The 16,239-nt window shown below is 54.9% G+C and carries 14 protein-coding genes; 11 read left to right on the top strand and 3 right to left on the bottom strand.

Going from position 1 to position 16,239, the window contains the following annotated elements; all coding sequences use genetic code 11:
* Positions 1–15 precede the first annotated feature (15 nt).
* The 11 genes from IPM28_01005 to IPM28_00955 all read left to right on the top strand — a co-directional run bounded on the left by IPM28_01005 (position 16) and on the right by IPM28_00955 (position 13,016).
* Positions 16–744, top strand: a complete 729-nt coding sequence (locus tag IPM28_01005) for a TVP38/TMEM64 family protein (protein MBK9171578.1) — start codon at positions 16–18, stop codon at positions 742–744.
* Between the two features lie 168 nt (positions 745–912).
* A complete protein-coding gene (locus tag IPM28_01000) occupies positions 913–3,393 on the top strand; it encodes a hypothetical protein (protein ID MBK9171577.1) in 2,481 nt (826 codons plus the stop codon).
* Positions 3,394–3,445: 52 nt separating this feature from the next.
* A complete protein-coding gene (locus IPM28_00995; GenBank protein MBK9171576.1) occupies positions 3,446–4,078 on the top strand; it encodes a type II secretion system protein in 633 nt (210 codons plus the stop codon).
* A 1-nt stretch (position 4,079) separates the two neighbouring features.
* Positions 4,080–4,493 carry a type II secretion system protein gene (locus IPM28_00990; protein ID MBK9171575.1) on the top strand — a complete coding sequence of 138 codons (414 nt, stop codon included), beginning with the start codon at positions 4,080–4,082 and terminating at the stop codon, positions 4,491–4,493.
* Positions 4,494–4,533: 40 nt separating this feature from the next.
* Positions 4,534–5,472: a hypothetical protein gene (locus tag IPM28_00985; protein ID MBK9171574.1), complete on the top strand. Its 939-nt coding sequence runs from the start codon at positions 4,534–4,536 to the stop codon at positions 5,470–5,472.
* 141 nt (positions 5,473–5,613) lie between these two features.
* Positions 5,614–6,219, top strand: coding sequence for a sigma-70 family RNA polymerase sigma factor (locus tag IPM28_00980; protein MBK9171573.1), 606 nt, complete (start codon positions 5,614–5,616; stop codon positions 6,217–6,219).
* Between the two features lie 45 nt (positions 6,220–6,264).
* Positions 6,265–6,843 (top strand): zf-HC2 domain-containing protein, encoded by a 579-nt coding sequence (locus IPM28_00975; GenBank protein ID MBK9171572.1) that lies wholly within the window; start codon positions 6,265–6,267, stop codon positions 6,841–6,843.
* Between the two features lie 7 nt (positions 6,844–6,850).
* Positions 6,851–7,813, top strand: coding sequence for a hypothetical protein (locus IPM28_00970; protein ID MBK9171571.1), 963 nt, complete (start codon positions 6,851–6,853; stop codon positions 7,811–7,813).
* A gap of 144 nt (positions 7,814–7,957) precedes the next feature.
* The gene (locus tag IPM28_00965; GenBank protein ID MBK9171570.1) at positions 7,958–9,178 is read left to right on the top strand and encodes a hypothetical protein; all 1,221 of its coding nucleotides are present in this window, start codon (positions 7,958–7,960) and stop codon (positions 9,176–9,178) included.
* Between the two features lie 73 nt (positions 9,179–9,251).
* Complete coding sequence (locus IPM28_00960; GenBank protein MBK9171569.1) at positions 9,252–12,197, top strand: TonB-dependent receptor; 2,946 nt, start codon at positions 9,252–9,254, stop codon at positions 12,195–12,197.
* 81 nt (positions 12,198–12,278) lie between these two features.
* Positions 12,279–13,016 carry a hypothetical protein gene (locus tag IPM28_00955; protein ID MBK9171568.1) on the top strand — a complete coding sequence of 246 codons (738 nt, stop codon included), beginning with the start codon at positions 12,279–12,281 and terminating at the stop codon, positions 13,014–13,016.
* A gap of 18 nt (positions 13,017–13,034) precedes the next feature.
* On the opposite strand, the gene IPM28_00950 is transcribed toward IPM28_00955, so the two are convergent.
* From IPM28_00950 to IPM28_00940, 3 genes are all read right to left on the bottom strand, one after another.
* Positions 13,035–13,988, bottom strand: coding sequence for an SDR family oxidoreductase (locus tag IPM28_00950; protein MBK9171567.1), 954 nt, complete (start codon positions 13,986–13,988; stop codon positions 13,035–13,037).
* Between the two features lie 44 nt (positions 13,989–14,032).
* Entirely contained in the window at positions 14,033–15,331 is a 1,299-nt protein-coding gene (locus tag IPM28_00945) for a UDP-glucose/GDP-mannose dehydrogenase family protein (protein ID MBK9171566.1), read from the bottom strand.
* Positions 15,332–15,453: 122 nt separating this feature from the next.
* Entirely contained in the window at positions 15,454–16,146 is a 693-nt protein-coding gene (locus IPM28_00940) for a hypothetical protein (protein MBK9171565.1), read from the bottom strand.
* Between the last annotated feature and the right edge of the window lie 93 nt (positions 16,147–16,239).

Raw genomic sequence — 16,239 nt, 5'->3', positions numbered from 1 at the left:
GTATCATCAAAAGCTGTGATTTCTCGAATAAAAAGCCATATCAAAGAGCTGGGCCATCTGACACCGATGGCGCTGGTCACGACGTTTCTTCCTATCGTCGGAAGTACCGCGCTCTTGATATTCCTTCATCCGATCGGGTACTGGCTTCGCGACAATTGGGAAACGGGCATCGTCGTATTTTTGGCCGGCACGCTCTTCTTCTGCGGCCTGGCACTTTTGCCGACGAACGTCATCGGTATTCTGAGCGGTTGGGCGTTCAGTTTCGAGCTTGGGATCGCGATATTGATGACCGGAGTTGTCGGTTCGGCATTCATCTCTTTTCTCATCAATTCGCGTCTTAGCGGCGAGAAATTGCCCGAGATCGCGAATAGACACCCGCGAGCATCGGCGATATACCAATCCCTGCTTCAGGACAACTTTTGGAAGACGACGTTGATAATCTTCCTGCTTAGGATGTCGGTGATCATGCCGTTCGCATTTACGAATTTCCTGATGGCATCGGCGAGGGTTCCGGTACAGTCATTCCTCGTCGGGACCGCGGCCGGAATGCTGCCGAGGTCGTCCGCAATGGTGATCATCGGAGCCGGCCTATCTGAATTGAACCTCGAAAATACGCGGGATACCTACCTTTTGGCGTTGGGAATCGTCGCTTCGGTCGTTTCCGTGCTCGTTATCGCGCATATTAGCCGAAAGGCACTCGAGCGGATCACGAACGATAAGATGCCCGCGGGCGTGAGCTCGTAATACCTGATCTTACGGGCAGACGCTGACGATAGGTGCAGATCTTCCGAATGGCCTTTAATCGTTGTCGGCAGCGCAAAAGAGCGATTATTTGCAACTTTGACCGACCGTCCTCGTGTAAACTTACGTCCGTACGCGGTGCCGGCAGTTTGGCGCCATCATACCAAGAATATGAAGATTCCAACTCGAATACGATTTTCGCTCACGCTGTTCCTTTTGGCCGCGTTCTTATCGCCGACGGCAGTAATGGCGCTTGGTGACGGCAAAAAGTATTTTAAGACCGGGATGAAACACGAGGCGGCCGAGGAATGGGATCAGGCGGCGGAGGCCTTTGCTCTTGCGGTCAACGAGAATCCAAAAAATCCTGAGTATCGGCTGCATCTTCGAAGGGCATTGTTCAACGCCTCGCAGATGTACATGAAAAAAGGCCGGCTCGCGGCAGACGAAAAGGATTACGAGGGAGCCTACATCGCATTTCGCAAAGCCTATGCGTTCGACCCGGTGAACGAATTGGCCAAGGCTGAAATGGCGCGGATGGTAAGGCTGCAGGAAGCGAAGAAGAACGAAGAGAACCCCGGGGCAACGTCCGGCGACGTGAAAATGGTCCAGACGAGCGCGAACGGTGCCGCAGTTCCGGATTTTCAGATTCCTCAGAAGCTCGAAAAACTCCGCGACGTCCCGTTTCCGAGCGGTGTCAACCTCCAGTTCATCATAAAGGAACTCGCAAAGGATCTTGATCTGAACGTCCTGTTCGATGCTGAATCGCGGCTTGAGAATCGAAGCGTGCGGATCGAACTGAAGAACGTTACCGCCGCACGGGCACTCGATTACATTTTTCTACAGGAGAATCTTTTCTTTCAGCGGGTCGGGCCGAGGACGATCCTGGTCGCGAATACCAATCGCCGAACGAACTTTCAACAGTTGGTTCTAAGAACATTTTATTTAGCGAACGCCAGCCCGAAAGATGTAAAGACGGTCGTGCAGACCGCGATCCCGGCCCAACCGGGCAGAGCGCAGACCATCGTCCTCGAAGACGCCGCGACCAACAGCATAACGATCCGCGACACGCAGGAGAACATACGGCTTATCGGCAAGTTGATAGCTTCGCTCGACAAAGACCGGGCAGAGGTCGTGATGGATGTGGCGATATATGAGGTTTCGAAGACCGATCTGCTACGCCTCGGGAACCAGATCGGCAACGAGTCCCAGCTGACAAGTCTCGGCGGCACGACGCGCGGCGTCGTCGGCCTCGGCGGCAATGACCTGTTTGCGCAGCTTTCGAGCGTTGCGGGCCAGGCACTTCCGACCGCATTTGGTGTAGGCATAGCCATTCCGGCCGCAAATCTCATTGCATTTCAAGCGAAAGGCAACACAAAACTTCTGGCGTCGACACAGATCCATGCCTTCAACAACGAAGATTCGTCTGCACGTATCGGACAGCGTGTCCCGGTCAGGACCGCTCAGTTCGTTACGGGTTCAAATCAATCTAGCGACGGCGTTGTTTCGAACGTCATTAACTACGAACAGGTCGGCCTGACGCTTAAGTTCAAGCCCATCGTATTCCCGAACCAGGACGTTCAGGTCGCGATGGAGATCGAATCGAAAGACGTCGTCGCTGGCGGAACCGACGGAAATCCGATCTTTTCAGAGCGATCGATCAAGGGAACGGCTCGAGTTCAGAACAACCGGACCTTATTGCTGGCAAGCGTTGCACAGGACGTCGAAAGCCGAGGACGGTCGGGCTTGCCGCTTCTGGGCCTGATCCCGATACTTGGCCGTTTATTCTCGGCACCGACGAGAGACAATCGTCAGGTCGACGTCGTCATCGCCGTTACGCCGCGGGTCATCCGAGCTCCTGCGATATTACCGGAGGACGAGGTAGAAAGGCCGACGGGAAGCGTGGCGACGCCGACCAGCGGTTCGCTTGAGGCGATGATCACGCAGGAAGAACGCGAGGAATATCTTGCCTCGGTCCGCCGTTTGCCTACGACCACGGCGATCCAATTGCCGGACCAGCCGTCGATGCCGGAATACGTCCGCGGCGGTACAGAAACCGCGGCTATCGTCCCTAAGGCAGAGCAGGGAGGCACATCGAATCCGATAGTTGAAACGGGCGGGTTGACCGTAAAGCCGATCGATGCCTCGGTCAGGCAGCTTGAGATAAAACAGACCTCGGAAGAAATAAAAGGAATTCCACCCGACGCGGCAAACGAGTCCGACGTTCAAACCGAGCAGTCCGCAAACGGTGCGATCAACAACCGAACCGCGAAGATCAGCTTTTTGGCTGAAATCCCCGACTTGAAGGCGGGACAAAGGATAAAACTTCCAGTACTCATCACGGGCAGCGACCCTTTTGGCTCGGCCGTGCTCGGACTACGATTCGACGAGAAACTCATGGCCGTCAGGTCGGTCGCATATGGCGACGTCTTTGGCGGAGCAATGTCCGGGACCGAGATCCAACCATTTCTTAACCAGGGCGGACGGACATTCGTCTCACTGACCGCCAGTAAGGGCTTGAGGACAGGGCTCTCAGGCACACTTGCGGTGATCGAATTCGAAGCGCTCGCCGACGGAACGCCAACGGTGAATTTTGACAAGGACGTGCTGAACATTTTGGGGACCGACGGCAAGAACTTTTTGGTGCGTTTCTGACGTCGTGCTCGACCGATCCGTAATGGTTAGACCGCTTATCAAGTCAATAAGAATGATCGACGCACGTCGGGCGAACGGATATTCCTTGCTCGAATTGATAATCACGCTTACGGTTTTGTCGATTCTTGTGCTGGGAACTATCCCGCTCGCGCAGAACGCCGTTCAACGCCAACGGGAATCGAGGCTCCGTGAAAGCCTCAGAATGATCAGGAACGCGATCGATGAATTCAAGCGTGACACGATCGGGGCTTGCCCGACCGGTTCGGTCACGACGGGCAATCCGACACGGCCGAACGTCGGTGCCGCTGTGCCGGCCGATCCGCGAAGCCGCGTTGTGATCGATGACTGCACGATCTTCGATGCTGAGAACCTTGACCGATATCCGCCAAACCTGGAAGTTCTTGTTGAAGGTGTAAAGGTGCGGCAACGCGGGTTGAACGTTCAGGGCGGCCGTGGCATAAGCGGCGACTCGCCGCAGGCAACAGAGGTGAACGCAACAGAAGACGTGATCAAGGTATATCTTCGGGAATTGCCGGTCGATCCATTCACCGGAAAACCCGACTGGAAGCTGAGGTCATCCTATCAGACAAAGGATGACGATACGTGGGACGATATCAACGTCTTCGACGTTCGGTCGGCATCGGACGAAATATCGCTGAGCGGCGACAAGTACAGCGATTGGTAATATGAACATCGTGCTTAATTCGACCAAGGTAAATTCCGGTCAAAGAGGCTTTTCGCTTCTTGAACTGATGATCGCGATGTTCATACTGATAATTCTGCTTTCGGTCGCGCTGCCGACCTATCAGCGGAGTGTTCAGCAGGCACGCGAAACGGTGCTCAAAGAAAATCTCTGGCAAATGCGTCGTGCGATCGACCAATACTCCGCCGACAAGGGAAAACTGCCGAGGTCGATCGACGAACTTGTCGAAAACAAATATCTGCGTGACGTCCCGATGGATCCGATCATGGAAAAGGCCGAGTGGGACGAGGTGCAGGGCGAAGACTCGCTTTCGCCCGATGCAGAACAGGGCCTTGTTAATGTCAGGAGTACAGCGACCGGTATTGATGCCGAGGGTAAGGAGTATCGGGATTACTGATCGATCCGCCAAAACGCGACCGAATTTACAGATCGTCTAAATGCTCTCATTTCTAACACAGCCAAACTATCCGCAGGCCGCGATCGGGATCGAAATAGATTCGATCTCGGTTGTTGCACTTCAGCGCGAGTCTCGCGGCGTATTCAGCCTGAAGCAGGCCGCATCGGTCGAACTTCCGAACGGGTTGGTCAATCCCAATTTTACTGAAAAGAACATTTCGAGTCCGGTTCAGTTTCGTATCAGTCTCGAAGAAGCCACGGCGTCGGCCGGAATGCTCAATCAGCGTTCATGGTCCGTTTCGCTCCCAAGCAACAGTGCACGTTCGGCGATCCTTACCTTAGAGAACGGCGTCAAAGGTAAGGCTGAGAACGAAGAGGTCCTCGATTGGAAGGCTGAACAAGCCTTTGGCACGCCGGCGGCACAACTGCGAATAAGCCGTCATAAGATCGCCCCTGACCCCGAAGGCCGAGCGAGGTTTCTCGCTACCGCAGTGAAACTTTCGGTGATCGACGAATTCGAAACGGTCTTTGAGGAACTTGGCTGGAAGGCGGGTTTGATCTTGCCGAGGGCCATTTGCGAGGCGAACTGGCTGCTGGCAAACGGGAACCCGAGCGACACACTTCTGATCAGTTCGCAGAGCGATGGTTTTACGGCGTTCTTGATCAGGGATCGCGAACCGAACGTGATCAGGACGGTCACATGCACCGAGGCCGAGCGCGACGACGAGATCTACAGGCTTTTGATGTTCTATAACGACCGTTTTGCCGAGAACCGCGGCGACCTGACCCTAGGGACCTTCTTATCCATCGGCGCCGATCTGGTGCCGGCAAAGATCCGCGAAATATCGATGGAGGCACTCGGACGCGCATTGACCATACTTCGGCCCGAGGATGTCGGTATGCGGCTTCCTTCGTCAGGCGGCATTCGATTTGATTCGGTCGCCGCTCCGGCAGCGTTGGCATCGCTCGGCTGGCGATGATCGACGGGTTGTAAATACCCGCGGCCGAGAGCAGCCGTGGCCGCACCCGGATTACATTCCCCGGCATCGTTCATGGCTCTTTCCGCGTTGCCGCTTGCATCGGCGAACATTTTTGAACAAAATGTCGTAGAGCTTTCTTGCATGTCAATTTCGATCGCAAATAATGAAGTTATCCGACAATCGTCAGATATCGAGCTTGTAGCCAAGGCACGGTCCGGCATCGAGCTCGGTTTCGAAGAACTTGTTCGGCGATATCAGCGGCCGATCAACGGCTATGTTTACCGGATGCTCGGCGATTACGAGGCGGCGCTCGACGTGACCCAGGAGGTCTTCATCAAGGTCTATAACTCATTGGACCGTTACAGTAGCGAATACAAATTCTCGACCTGGCTTTATCGTATCGCTCACAACGCGGCTATCGACCACATGCGTCGGAACGCCGGAAATACCCAAAGCATTGAAACCGAAAACGCAGAAGGTGCGTATGAACTCCAGATCGAAAGTTCGCTGCCTTCGCCTGAGCTCGAACACGAGCGAAGCGAGTGGCGAACCGAGATCGAAGCGGTGGTAAAGTGTTTACCTGCCGCATATCGGGATCTGATCTTACTCAGGCATTCTCAGGATCTAAGTTACGACGAGATCGCGGATGTGACCGGGCTTCCGCTCGGGACCGTAAAGAACAGGCTCTTTCGCGCACGCGAAATGATGCGTGAGATCTTCGTCGAACGCGGATTTACAGGTATCTGAGTATGACGGGCCACGCCGATATTCGAAGAGTTGTTTTCGGATCAAATGATTCCCAGCAAACCGGAAAACATTGCGTCGTGCTCGACATCGGACATCTCGGCCTATGTTGACGGCGAACTATCTGCCGACGAATCCGAAAGGCTCGAAACTCATTTCTCGGTCTGCATTCCCTGCCGGACGGAACTGAACCGCCAAAAGAATTTTCTCAATTTCCTAGATGCTTCGCTTGAGAGTGAAAGCGACGAACTGCCGCCTGATTTCACGAAGAAGATCGTTACCAAAGCAGAAAGCGGTGTTCGCGGTCTCCGCGACGGCCGCGAATGGACGAATGCGGCGGCGATCTGTATTGTGATGCTGATCGCGGCGGCCGGAGTCTTCTTTTCAACCGGATCGTTCGATCCTTATACCCGAGTCGTGTCGGTCTTCGACCGCGTGCTCGCGGTCTCGACGGCGGCCGTTCATTTCGTCTACAGCGTCGCTCTCAGCATCGCCATCGTGGTCAAGACCCTTACGCACAATGTTTCATCCAGGCCAATGCTCTGGTTGGCCGCGGCGATATGTATCGGCGCGATGTTCTTCATCGCGCGGCGGCTTGTTCGCGACCGAGGGCCGCGCGGCATTTGAGGAGATCGTGGAACATTGTCTTAGATCAAAAACTCAACGCTATATCAAAAAACCGCTCGCGTCGGCAGCCGTGCTTCTTGCAGCCGTCGTGATCGGCGTTTCGGCCGCGTCCGCGTTTGGCCAGCAACTCTCGAGTCGTCCGGACGACCGAACGCTCATCGTCGACGATGCTCCGGAAATGAACGTGATCGCCTTTGGGCGAAACGTGATAATTCGTAAACATGCGAAAGAGGTTTTTGTCTGGGGCGGCGACATCATCGTTGAAGGCCGTGTTGACGGCGACGTAGCGGCCATTGGCGGCTCGATAATCCAGAGAAGCGAGGGCTTTATCGGTGGGGCAGTGATCGTGATCGGCGGGAGCTACAAGCCCGAAAGCCGCGAACCGCTGCGGGTCGAGGGCAAGGAAACCGTCATGTTCGGAATGTTCGAAGAGGAGTTTCGCGAGATGGCCGAGGATCCGTCGCAGATCTTTGCCCCGAACTTTACGATCGCATTTGTTGCTCAGAGGGCGCTTTCAGCGCTCTTTTGGTTCATCGTCACTCTCATGTTCGCAACCCTTGCACCCGGAGCCGTAAGCCGTGGGATCGAGCGTTTCCAGCTCTCTGCTCTTAAGGTCATCGGGATCGGTGCCGCCGCGTTCACCGGGACCATGATACTTGTGATCGGCAGTCTCCGGCTGCTACCTGATCATGCCGGAGCGATAGTCGGGCTGATGTCGTTCGCGTTGCTGATGCTTGCTTACGGATTTGGCCGAGTCGTCTTGCAGGTGAGCATCGGAAAATTGATCCAGAAAAAGCTCTCCGGGCCCGGAAAACGGTCTGAGTCGATCGCTATCCTGATCGGCGTAATATTCTGGACCCTTCTGCTTTCTTTGCCATACGTTTGGACGATCGGTGTTCTGGCGCTTTTCGCAACCGGCGTGGGGTTGGTTCTCACTGCCCGTCAACGCACCTCGTGGTCGACCGCCTAGGGACTGTAAACAGTTGTGTTTACAAATCTTTACATTTTAATTCAAACCTCGTTAGCATCTTTTACGTCATAATTTATTGACCGCAACTTTTCGTGCGCGGCGGCGTATTTATATAACTACTTTACGAACGAGCAGGGTAACAAAATGAAACGAACCATTTACTCTTCATTCTTGGCTTTTTTTCTACTCACATTTGGCCTGAGGATAGCCGGCCAAACTTCGGATGCGGCCATCAAACCGTCGGTTGTGAACGGCGAAGTCGTTGCTGTCGGTGCGGCCTCGATCGAACTTAAGACCGATGCCGGCCAGATCACGGTTCAGTTGACCGAAAAGACTGAGTATAAACGAGTTCCGCCGACAAATCCGAGCCTGAAGGCGGCCGTTCCGGCGTTGCTTTCAGACATCGGCGCGGGTGACAAGCTGCTTGTGACCGGCGTGTTCGCGAATGACCGAAAGTCGATCCCGGCGCGGGCCGTTTACCTCATGACGAAGTCTGAGATCGCTCAGCGGCAAGCGAAGGAAAGCGAGCGATGGGCGACCCGCGGCATATCAGGAAGAGTTGCGGCGATCAATCAGGATACGAAACAGATCACGGTCGAGGTTCGTGGCTTGATGGGCAGTTCGAATATCGTCGTTACGCCGAAAGACGGCGCGATCTTCAAGCGATATGCACCGAATTCGATCAGGTACAGTGAAACCGTTCCAAGTTCAGTATCGAACATACAGGCGGGCGACATGGTAAGGGCCCTCGGCGACCGCAGTCCTGACGGTTTGAGTTTTGCCGCAGAAGAGGTCGTCACCGGCGCTTTTCAGACCGTTGCAGGAAACGTAAAAGCTGTCAACGCGGCCGCTAACGAGATCACGATAACCGATCTTCAAACAAACAAGGACGTGACGATACAACTCGGGGCTTCTTCGATCTTGAAGCGGTTTCCGGAAGAAATGGCTCAGCGGCTGGCTCAATTCAGCGGCGGCCAGGGCGGACCGGGTGGAATGAGGCCGGCAGGCGGCCAACCGCCGGCGGCTGGACAATCCGGTGGACAACCGGGCGGACAACCGGGCGGACAACCGGGCGGCGCCGGACAACCCGGACGTGGCGGGCCGGGCGGTCCACGCGGCGGCATCGATGAGATGCTTGACCGCTTTCCGAACATCACCGCGTCTGATCTGAAAGTTGGCGAAATGATCGCAGTCTCGAGTTCGAAGAATGGCGACGGCAGCAGGATAACCGCGATCAAGCTTTTGGCGGGCGTTGAGCCATTCATCCGTGCCGCTCAGGCTTCGGGCCAGCTCCAGCGGGGCGGACGCGGTGGTCAAAGCGGCGGATTTACGATACCAGGATTAGATGGATTTGATTCACCATAGAGTTTTTATTTAATGAGGCTTTTTGCTGGTATTTAGCAAAGCGGCCGATACAAATTTATTTAGGCGGTTTGATATGAGATCAATAAAGGCATTTTTATTTACAGCGGCCGCGTCGCTCGCGTTTTCGCTGCCGGCGTTCGCGCAGCAGAACGGCAGCATAGGCGGCCAGGTCCAGGACACGCTCGGAGCGGTCGTGGTCGGCGCTACGGTCATGGTAATTGCGTCGGATGCGAAAGAAAGGACGACAACGACCAACCAGCGAGGCGAGTTTTCGGTTGCCGGCCTTGCTCCGGGAAAATATACGGTCAAGGTCTTTGCAGCGAATTTTGGGCTCTACGAGAACACTGAGGTGACCGTAGGTTCCGGTCGCCGCGAAGATCTGACGGTTTTGCTTTCGGTCGAAGAGGTCAAAGAGCAGGTTGACATCTCGACCGACGAGGGAGTCTCGACCGATCCGCAGAACAATGCCGGGGCTACCGTTCTAAAAGAGAAGGATCTCGAGGCTTTGCCGGATGATCCGGACGAACTCGAAGCTGCCTTGCAGGCCCTCGCGGGACCCTCGGCCGGGCCGAATGGCGGCCAGATCTACATCGACGGGTTTACGGGCGGGCGGCTTCCGCCAAAAGAAGCGATTCGCGAGATCCGTCTTAATCAAAACCCGTTTTCGGCCGAATTCGACCGCCTTGGTTTCGGTCGCATCGAGATATTGACAAGGCCCGGCTCGGATCGGTTCCGCGGCAGTGCGTTCACCAACTTCAACGATTCGCGTCTTAACTCACGCAATCCCTTTGCATCGAACCGCGCTCCGGGACAGACTCGCTTTTTTGGAGGCAACATCTCGGGCCCGGTGCAAAAGGGCAAATCGTCATTCTTTTTGGATATAAACAACCGTGATGTCGACAGCAACGCTGTGATCAACGCGATCGTGCTCGATCCGAACCTGAACCCGGTTCCGTTCAGCGAAGAGGTTCAGGTACCGACAAGGCGGTTTTCGATCAGCCCGCGTTTCGATTATCAGTTGAACGATTCGAATACGCTGGTCTTTCGCTACAGCTACTCAAAACAGACGGCCGACAATCAGGGTGTTGGCAATCTGACGTTGCCGTCGCGTGCGTTCGAGACGAATTCGTCGAATCATGAATTTCGGGTCACCGAGACGATGATCATCAATCCAAAGACGATCAACGAAACTCGATTTGAATACGAGATCAACGACCGCGAGCAGGTCGGCGACAATTCGGTCCCAACGATAAACGTGGGTGCGGCATTTGTTGGCGGCGGTTCCCAGATCGGGCTTAGCTTCAACAAAGAGCGGCAGTGGGAGCTGCAGAACTACACTACGACATCGCTCGGCAAAAACTCGGAGCATGCGATCAAGTTCGGCGTCCGGATTCAGAATACGAGTCTTCGCGATCGTTCCGAGAACAATTTCGGCGGCAACTTTACGTTCGTCAGCCTTGATTCTTATCGCGAGACGATACTTGACAATGCGATCCCGATCCAGTTCAGCATAACGACCGGAAACCCTGAACAGAAAGTTAGCCAAACTGATATTGGCCTTTTCATAACCGACGATTGGCGTGTTACCCCGGCGTTGACCCTGAGTTTCGGTCTGCGTTACGAAAACCAGACCAACATCAACGACAACCTTAACTTCGCCCCGCGATTCTCATTCGCGTGGTCGCCCGGTGCCGGTGGGGCACGGGCACCCAAGACCGTCGTTCGCGGCGGGTTTGGTCTTTTCTACGATCGCTTCAATCAGAATTTCACTCTTCAGGCACGGCGATTCAACGGCTCGGAGCAACTGAATCTTATCGTCAGCAGCACCGATCCCGATCCGGTTCGGCGTGTCGCGGCGATCGCTTTGCTTGGTCAGGCAGTGTTTACCGTCGATGGGGTGACCGGTGTCCCGACAACGGACCAGATACTTGCGGCACTTCCGCAGTCGAATACCATCCGAACGATCGACCCGAACCTGCAATCGCCGTACATGTTTCAAGCGGCAATCGGGGTTGAACGTCAGCTGCCGATGCGAACGACGCTATCGTTGTTTTATATAGGTTCACGAACGTGGCACGTGCTGCGTACCCGAAATATCAACGCGCCGATCTGTCCGGAACAGGTGAATTGTATTCTTGCACCGCGGCCCTTCCCAGATACCGGGAATATCTATCAATACGAATCGTCAGGGATCGCGAATCAGAATCAATTGATAGTCAACGTTCGATCAACGATCAATCCGCGCGTTTCCTTGTGGGGAAATTGGCGGCTTGGGTTTGCGAAAAGCGATTCTGACGGTGCAGGCAGTTTTCCGGCATACAGTTATGATCTTTCCGATGAATACGGCAGAAGCGGCGGCGACTCGCGTCATTTCTTCAACGTTGGCGGAAATATCACTTTGCCGTGGGAGTTCTCGATCAGCCCGTTCATCACGGCTTATACCGGCCGACCGTTCAACATAACGCGTGGTGTAGATACTAACGGCGACCTGCTTCTAAATGAGCGTCCGACGTTTGCCGAGCTCGGGGCGAGATGCTCCGTACTCGGTCTCACCGGATCATACTGCGACGTCTCGGGTTTTGACCCGAACGCAATAGTCCCGAGGAACTTTGCTCAGGGGCCCAATTTCTTCAGCGTCAATATGCGCGTCGGCAAGAACTTCGGTTTTGGCGGTTCATCGCGAGACCGGGCTGCCGCTAGCGGACAGACCGGCACGGGCGGCGGCCCTGGCGGAGGGTTTCCGGCGGGCGGACGCGGTCCGGGTGGCGGCGGCGGTCGCGGTCCCGGAGGTATGGGCGGAATGGGAGGCGGCGATGGCCGCAAGCCTTATAACCTGAACATCGGCGTGTTCTTTAACAACCTGTTCAATAACGTCAATTTCGGAAATCCGGTCGGCAATCTTTCGTCGGGCCGATTCGGCCAGTCGACATCGACTCAGGGCGGATTTGGCGGCTTCGGCGGTTTTGGCGGCGGCAGCGCTAATCGGCGCATTGAGCTTTCGGCTCGGTTCAGCTGGTGACCTGCCGATCGAACTACAAAAACGGGGTGGGCGGATAAGTTTTCGCTCACCTCGCATGCATTTAAGGGTTAGAATACGAATATGAGATCGATCGTTAGTTTTTTTGCAATCTTGATGGTTTCGGCTTTATGCGTATTTGCTCAACCGGCAAATGGGGCGGGATCAGGCGAGCCAAAGGCGGAATTCGCCGCTGAGCGTGAAATGGCAGGCAAGGCGCAGAACGCTCATGGCGGCGAAAAGCTCCGTAAGATGACATCGTTGGTCATTCGCGGTTCGGTCGGCATCTCGTTCTCGGCGCAGACGATCCCGGCAACCTTTGTAACTGTGTTTTCAGGCGATAAATACCGGTTCGAACTCAACAATCCATTTCAGCCGATCGTTCAGGTCAATGACGGCACGCAGGCAAGTGCATCGGTCGGAAATGGCATTACGCTTCCGCCGCTGAATCGTATCGGTTTCCCGGTGCTTCAGCGTATCGGGGATTTCGGGTTCATCGTAACGGCTTTGCCGGAGGAAAAAAGAAAAAAGGGCGGCTTCCGCGTGACCTCACCTGAGGGCGTCGTGACCGATTTCTTCATCGACACCAAAACCGGAATGATCAAGGGTTACGATTCGGCCTATGAGTTTGGCGGGCGTACCGGAACGACCTCGGTCGAGATCGACAAATATCGCTTGGTTGACGGGGTACAGATACCCGAGAGGTACGTACAGCGATTCGATCTGGGGCCGAACACGATCTACGCTGATTTCAAGGCGAAGGATATTTTGGTGAATTCGGAACTGGCGGCCGATGTATTCACTATCGCCCCGAGTCGATAGCTAAAGCCTTGGTATCACCTACATCGCGAAGCGGCTGGACTTCCACCAGTCGATCGTTCGAGACAGCCCTTCCTCGAGGCCGACGATCTTTTCGTAGCCAAGGCATTTTACCGCGAGAGCGTTGTCGGCTTGCGAATGCTTGACGTCGCCTTTCCGTTCAGGCTGAAAGTCAGCAACGGCGTCCGATCGCCCGGTTATCTCTTTCAGAACCGAGAGAAGCTCGTTCAGACTGATCCTTTCGCCGTTAGCTGCGTTCATCACCTGCCCCAGCCCTTCGTTCGTTTGCGCGGCCCTGATATTCGCATTCACGACGTTCGAGATATATGTAAAATCGCGCGACTGCTCGCCGTCGCCATAGATGACGGGACGGCCGCCTTTCATAAGAGCGTCTATGAACCGCGAGATAACGCCGGAATAATGCGACGCCGGATTCTGTCTCGGGCCAAACACATTGAAATATCTGAGAGCGATGGTCTCGAGTCCGTAGACCCGCGTGAATACGGTGCAATAGTGTTCGCCCATCAGCTTTGCGGCGGCATAAGGCGAAAGCGGTTCGGGCCTCATCGTCTCGACCTTAGGCAGCGTCGGCTGATCGCCGTAGGCCGAACTTGAAGCGGCATAGATGACCCTCCGCACGCCGGCGTCTTTGCTTTTGACGAGAAGATTGAAGGTGGCGTTGACGCACGCATTGTGTGTCTCGACCGGGTCGGCTACCGAACGCGGAACGCTCGGCAGCGCAGCCTGATGAAAAACGATCTCGATGTCCTGAAGAGCCTTTGCCAGAAGGTCTGAGTCGTTCAGGTCGCCTTCGATGAACTCGAAATCGCCCGAGATCTCGTCGAGGTTCTCGCGGAACCCGGTCGAGAGATTGTCAATGATCCGCACTCGCGATCCCTGCCTGATCAGTTCATCCGCAAGATTTGAACCGATAAATCCGGCACCGCCTGTGACAAGTACATTTTTGTTTTTCATTTCTGGTCGTTTCGAAAGAACGGTGAATTCCGAACGGCCCCCGACTATCGCCCGACGCCGACATAGTCAAAACCCATCGCGCGCATATCGGAAGGCTCGTAAATATTTCGAAGATCGGCGATCTTTGGCGACCGAAGCAGCGATCTCACCTTTTCCATATCGAGCGCGCGAAACTGGTTCCATTCGGTAACGATCACCAGAACATCGGCGCCCTTGATCGCATCATACTCGTCGGTGGCGTATTCGATCCCCGAGACGTAGTGTTTCGCCTCGTCCATCGCAACCGGGTCAAACGCTCGGATCGTCGCGCCTTTTTCAAGGATCGACCGAATTATCTCGATCGCAGGCGATTCGCGCATATCGTCGGTCTCGGGTTTGAAGGATAATCCCAACATACCGACCTGCTTGCCGCTGAGGTCACCGACGAGCCGTTCGATCTTAGGGATCATTGCCTCGCGTTGACGCTCATTGGCCTCAATGACGGCATCGACGATCAGCGTTTCGACACCGAACTGATCGGCGACCGTCGTAAGTGCGCGTGTATCCTTGGGGAAACACGAGCCGCCGTATCCCGGGCCGGGATGAAGGAACTTGCGCCCGATCCGATTGTCCATTCCCATGCCGCGGGCAACGTCGTGCACATCGCAGCCGATCGCGTCGCAAAGATTTGCGACCTCGTTAATGAACGTGATCTTGGTCGCAAGGAATGCGTTCGCAGCGTATTTGATCAATTCGGCGGCTTCGAGCGAGGTTATCACGATCGGCGTTTCGATCAGATACAACGGACGATAAAGCTCCTTCATTACATCGATCGCACGTCCTTCGTTGCTTCCGATGACCACGCGGTCGGGACGCATAAAATCCTCGATCGCGGCGCCTTCGCGAAGAAACTCGGGATTGGAAGCTACACCGAATTCGATATTGTCGGGCAGATTTGCCGATACGAATTCCCGAAGCCATTTTCCGGTTCCGACAGGGACTGTCGATTTGGTGACAAGAACCTTGTATCCGTTCATCGCCGCGGCAACGTCCTTCGCGGCCTGCTGGTAATAGCTCATGTCGGGCGAGCCGTCGTCCTTTGGTGGTGTCCCGACCGCCAAAAAGACGACCTGTGCACCTTCGACCGCAGAACGGATGTCGGTAGTGAATTTTAGCCGTCCCGCTTTGGCATTTTTCTCGACGATCTGATCGAGTCCCGGTTCGTAAATTGGAATGATGCCGTTGTTCAGTTTATCGATCTTGGTGCTGTCGACATCGACGCACGTGACATCCACGCCGAATTCAGCAAAGCATGCTCCCGTAACCAAACCGACATAACCTGTTCCGATGACTGCAATATGCATATAAAAACACTCTTAAAATCTGGAATTCAATCAAATACTATGCTTAACGCAATAGTGCGGGCCACATCGTTAAACGTGACCCGCACTATTAATCTAACATTCAAAATGAACCGACGCAAAAACTAACGGTTCGGGCTGACGACGATCGTTCCACCGCCGATGTCCGGACGCGATTTGCGTGATCCGATCAGGATCGCTGCTCCGGCTGCACCGGCACCGAGAAGAAGAAGCCACGGCCAAGCCGCAATGCCTACTTTCGGAGCGGAGTCAGGACGGAGACACGGCTGGCAGCCGGTCTGCGACAGGTTGCCCGCTGTTGCGGATGTTCCGGCGGCGACCTGACGGTCGTTGGTGCCTTCACGCATCGTGACGATGCCTGAGGCGGTCTCAAGGTGAGTGTGCGAGCACTCGACCTCGACAGTAAAGCTGTTTGCCTGTCCGGCATCAGCGATCAAAGTTGCATCTTTGGTCGTAACGGTTGCTGCAACGCCCGAAGCGTTCGCGACGCGGGCCTTGCCAGATGAGAGAATTGCTACAATACCAGCTGCCGAGAAATTCAGGACCAAGTTTGAATTTTCGAGAACTTCGACACGGCCGGTTTTTCCGAGGCTAACCACGGCATTCGATCCTGCACCGGTGACGATCGTACTGCCGGACATGATCGTGGCATTCGAAACCGCGGTCTGTCCGTTAACAGAAACCTGACCCGTCACCGTGATCTCGCCGGTAACATCTGTCGGTAAAGCAAGTGCGGCCATCGAATAGACGCATAATATAGCGACGGCAGTGAAAGAAGTGATGATCTTACGTAACATGTTGTTGCCGAGCATTTGATTTAAAGTCCTCCTGTAGCAATCCCCAAAAAATATTTCAAATTTAGTATTTCCGAGACACCCCGAATTGCGTTG

Origin of the sequence: Chloracidobacterium sp. (assembly GCA_016716305.1) — a bacterium.
Taxonomy (GTDB): Bacteria; Acidobacteriota; Blastocatellia; order Pyrinomonadales; family Pyrinomonadaceae; genus OLB17.
The sequence above is the reverse complement of the archived record's forward strand: the minus strand, read 5'-3'. Positions and strand labels throughout refer to the sequence as shown.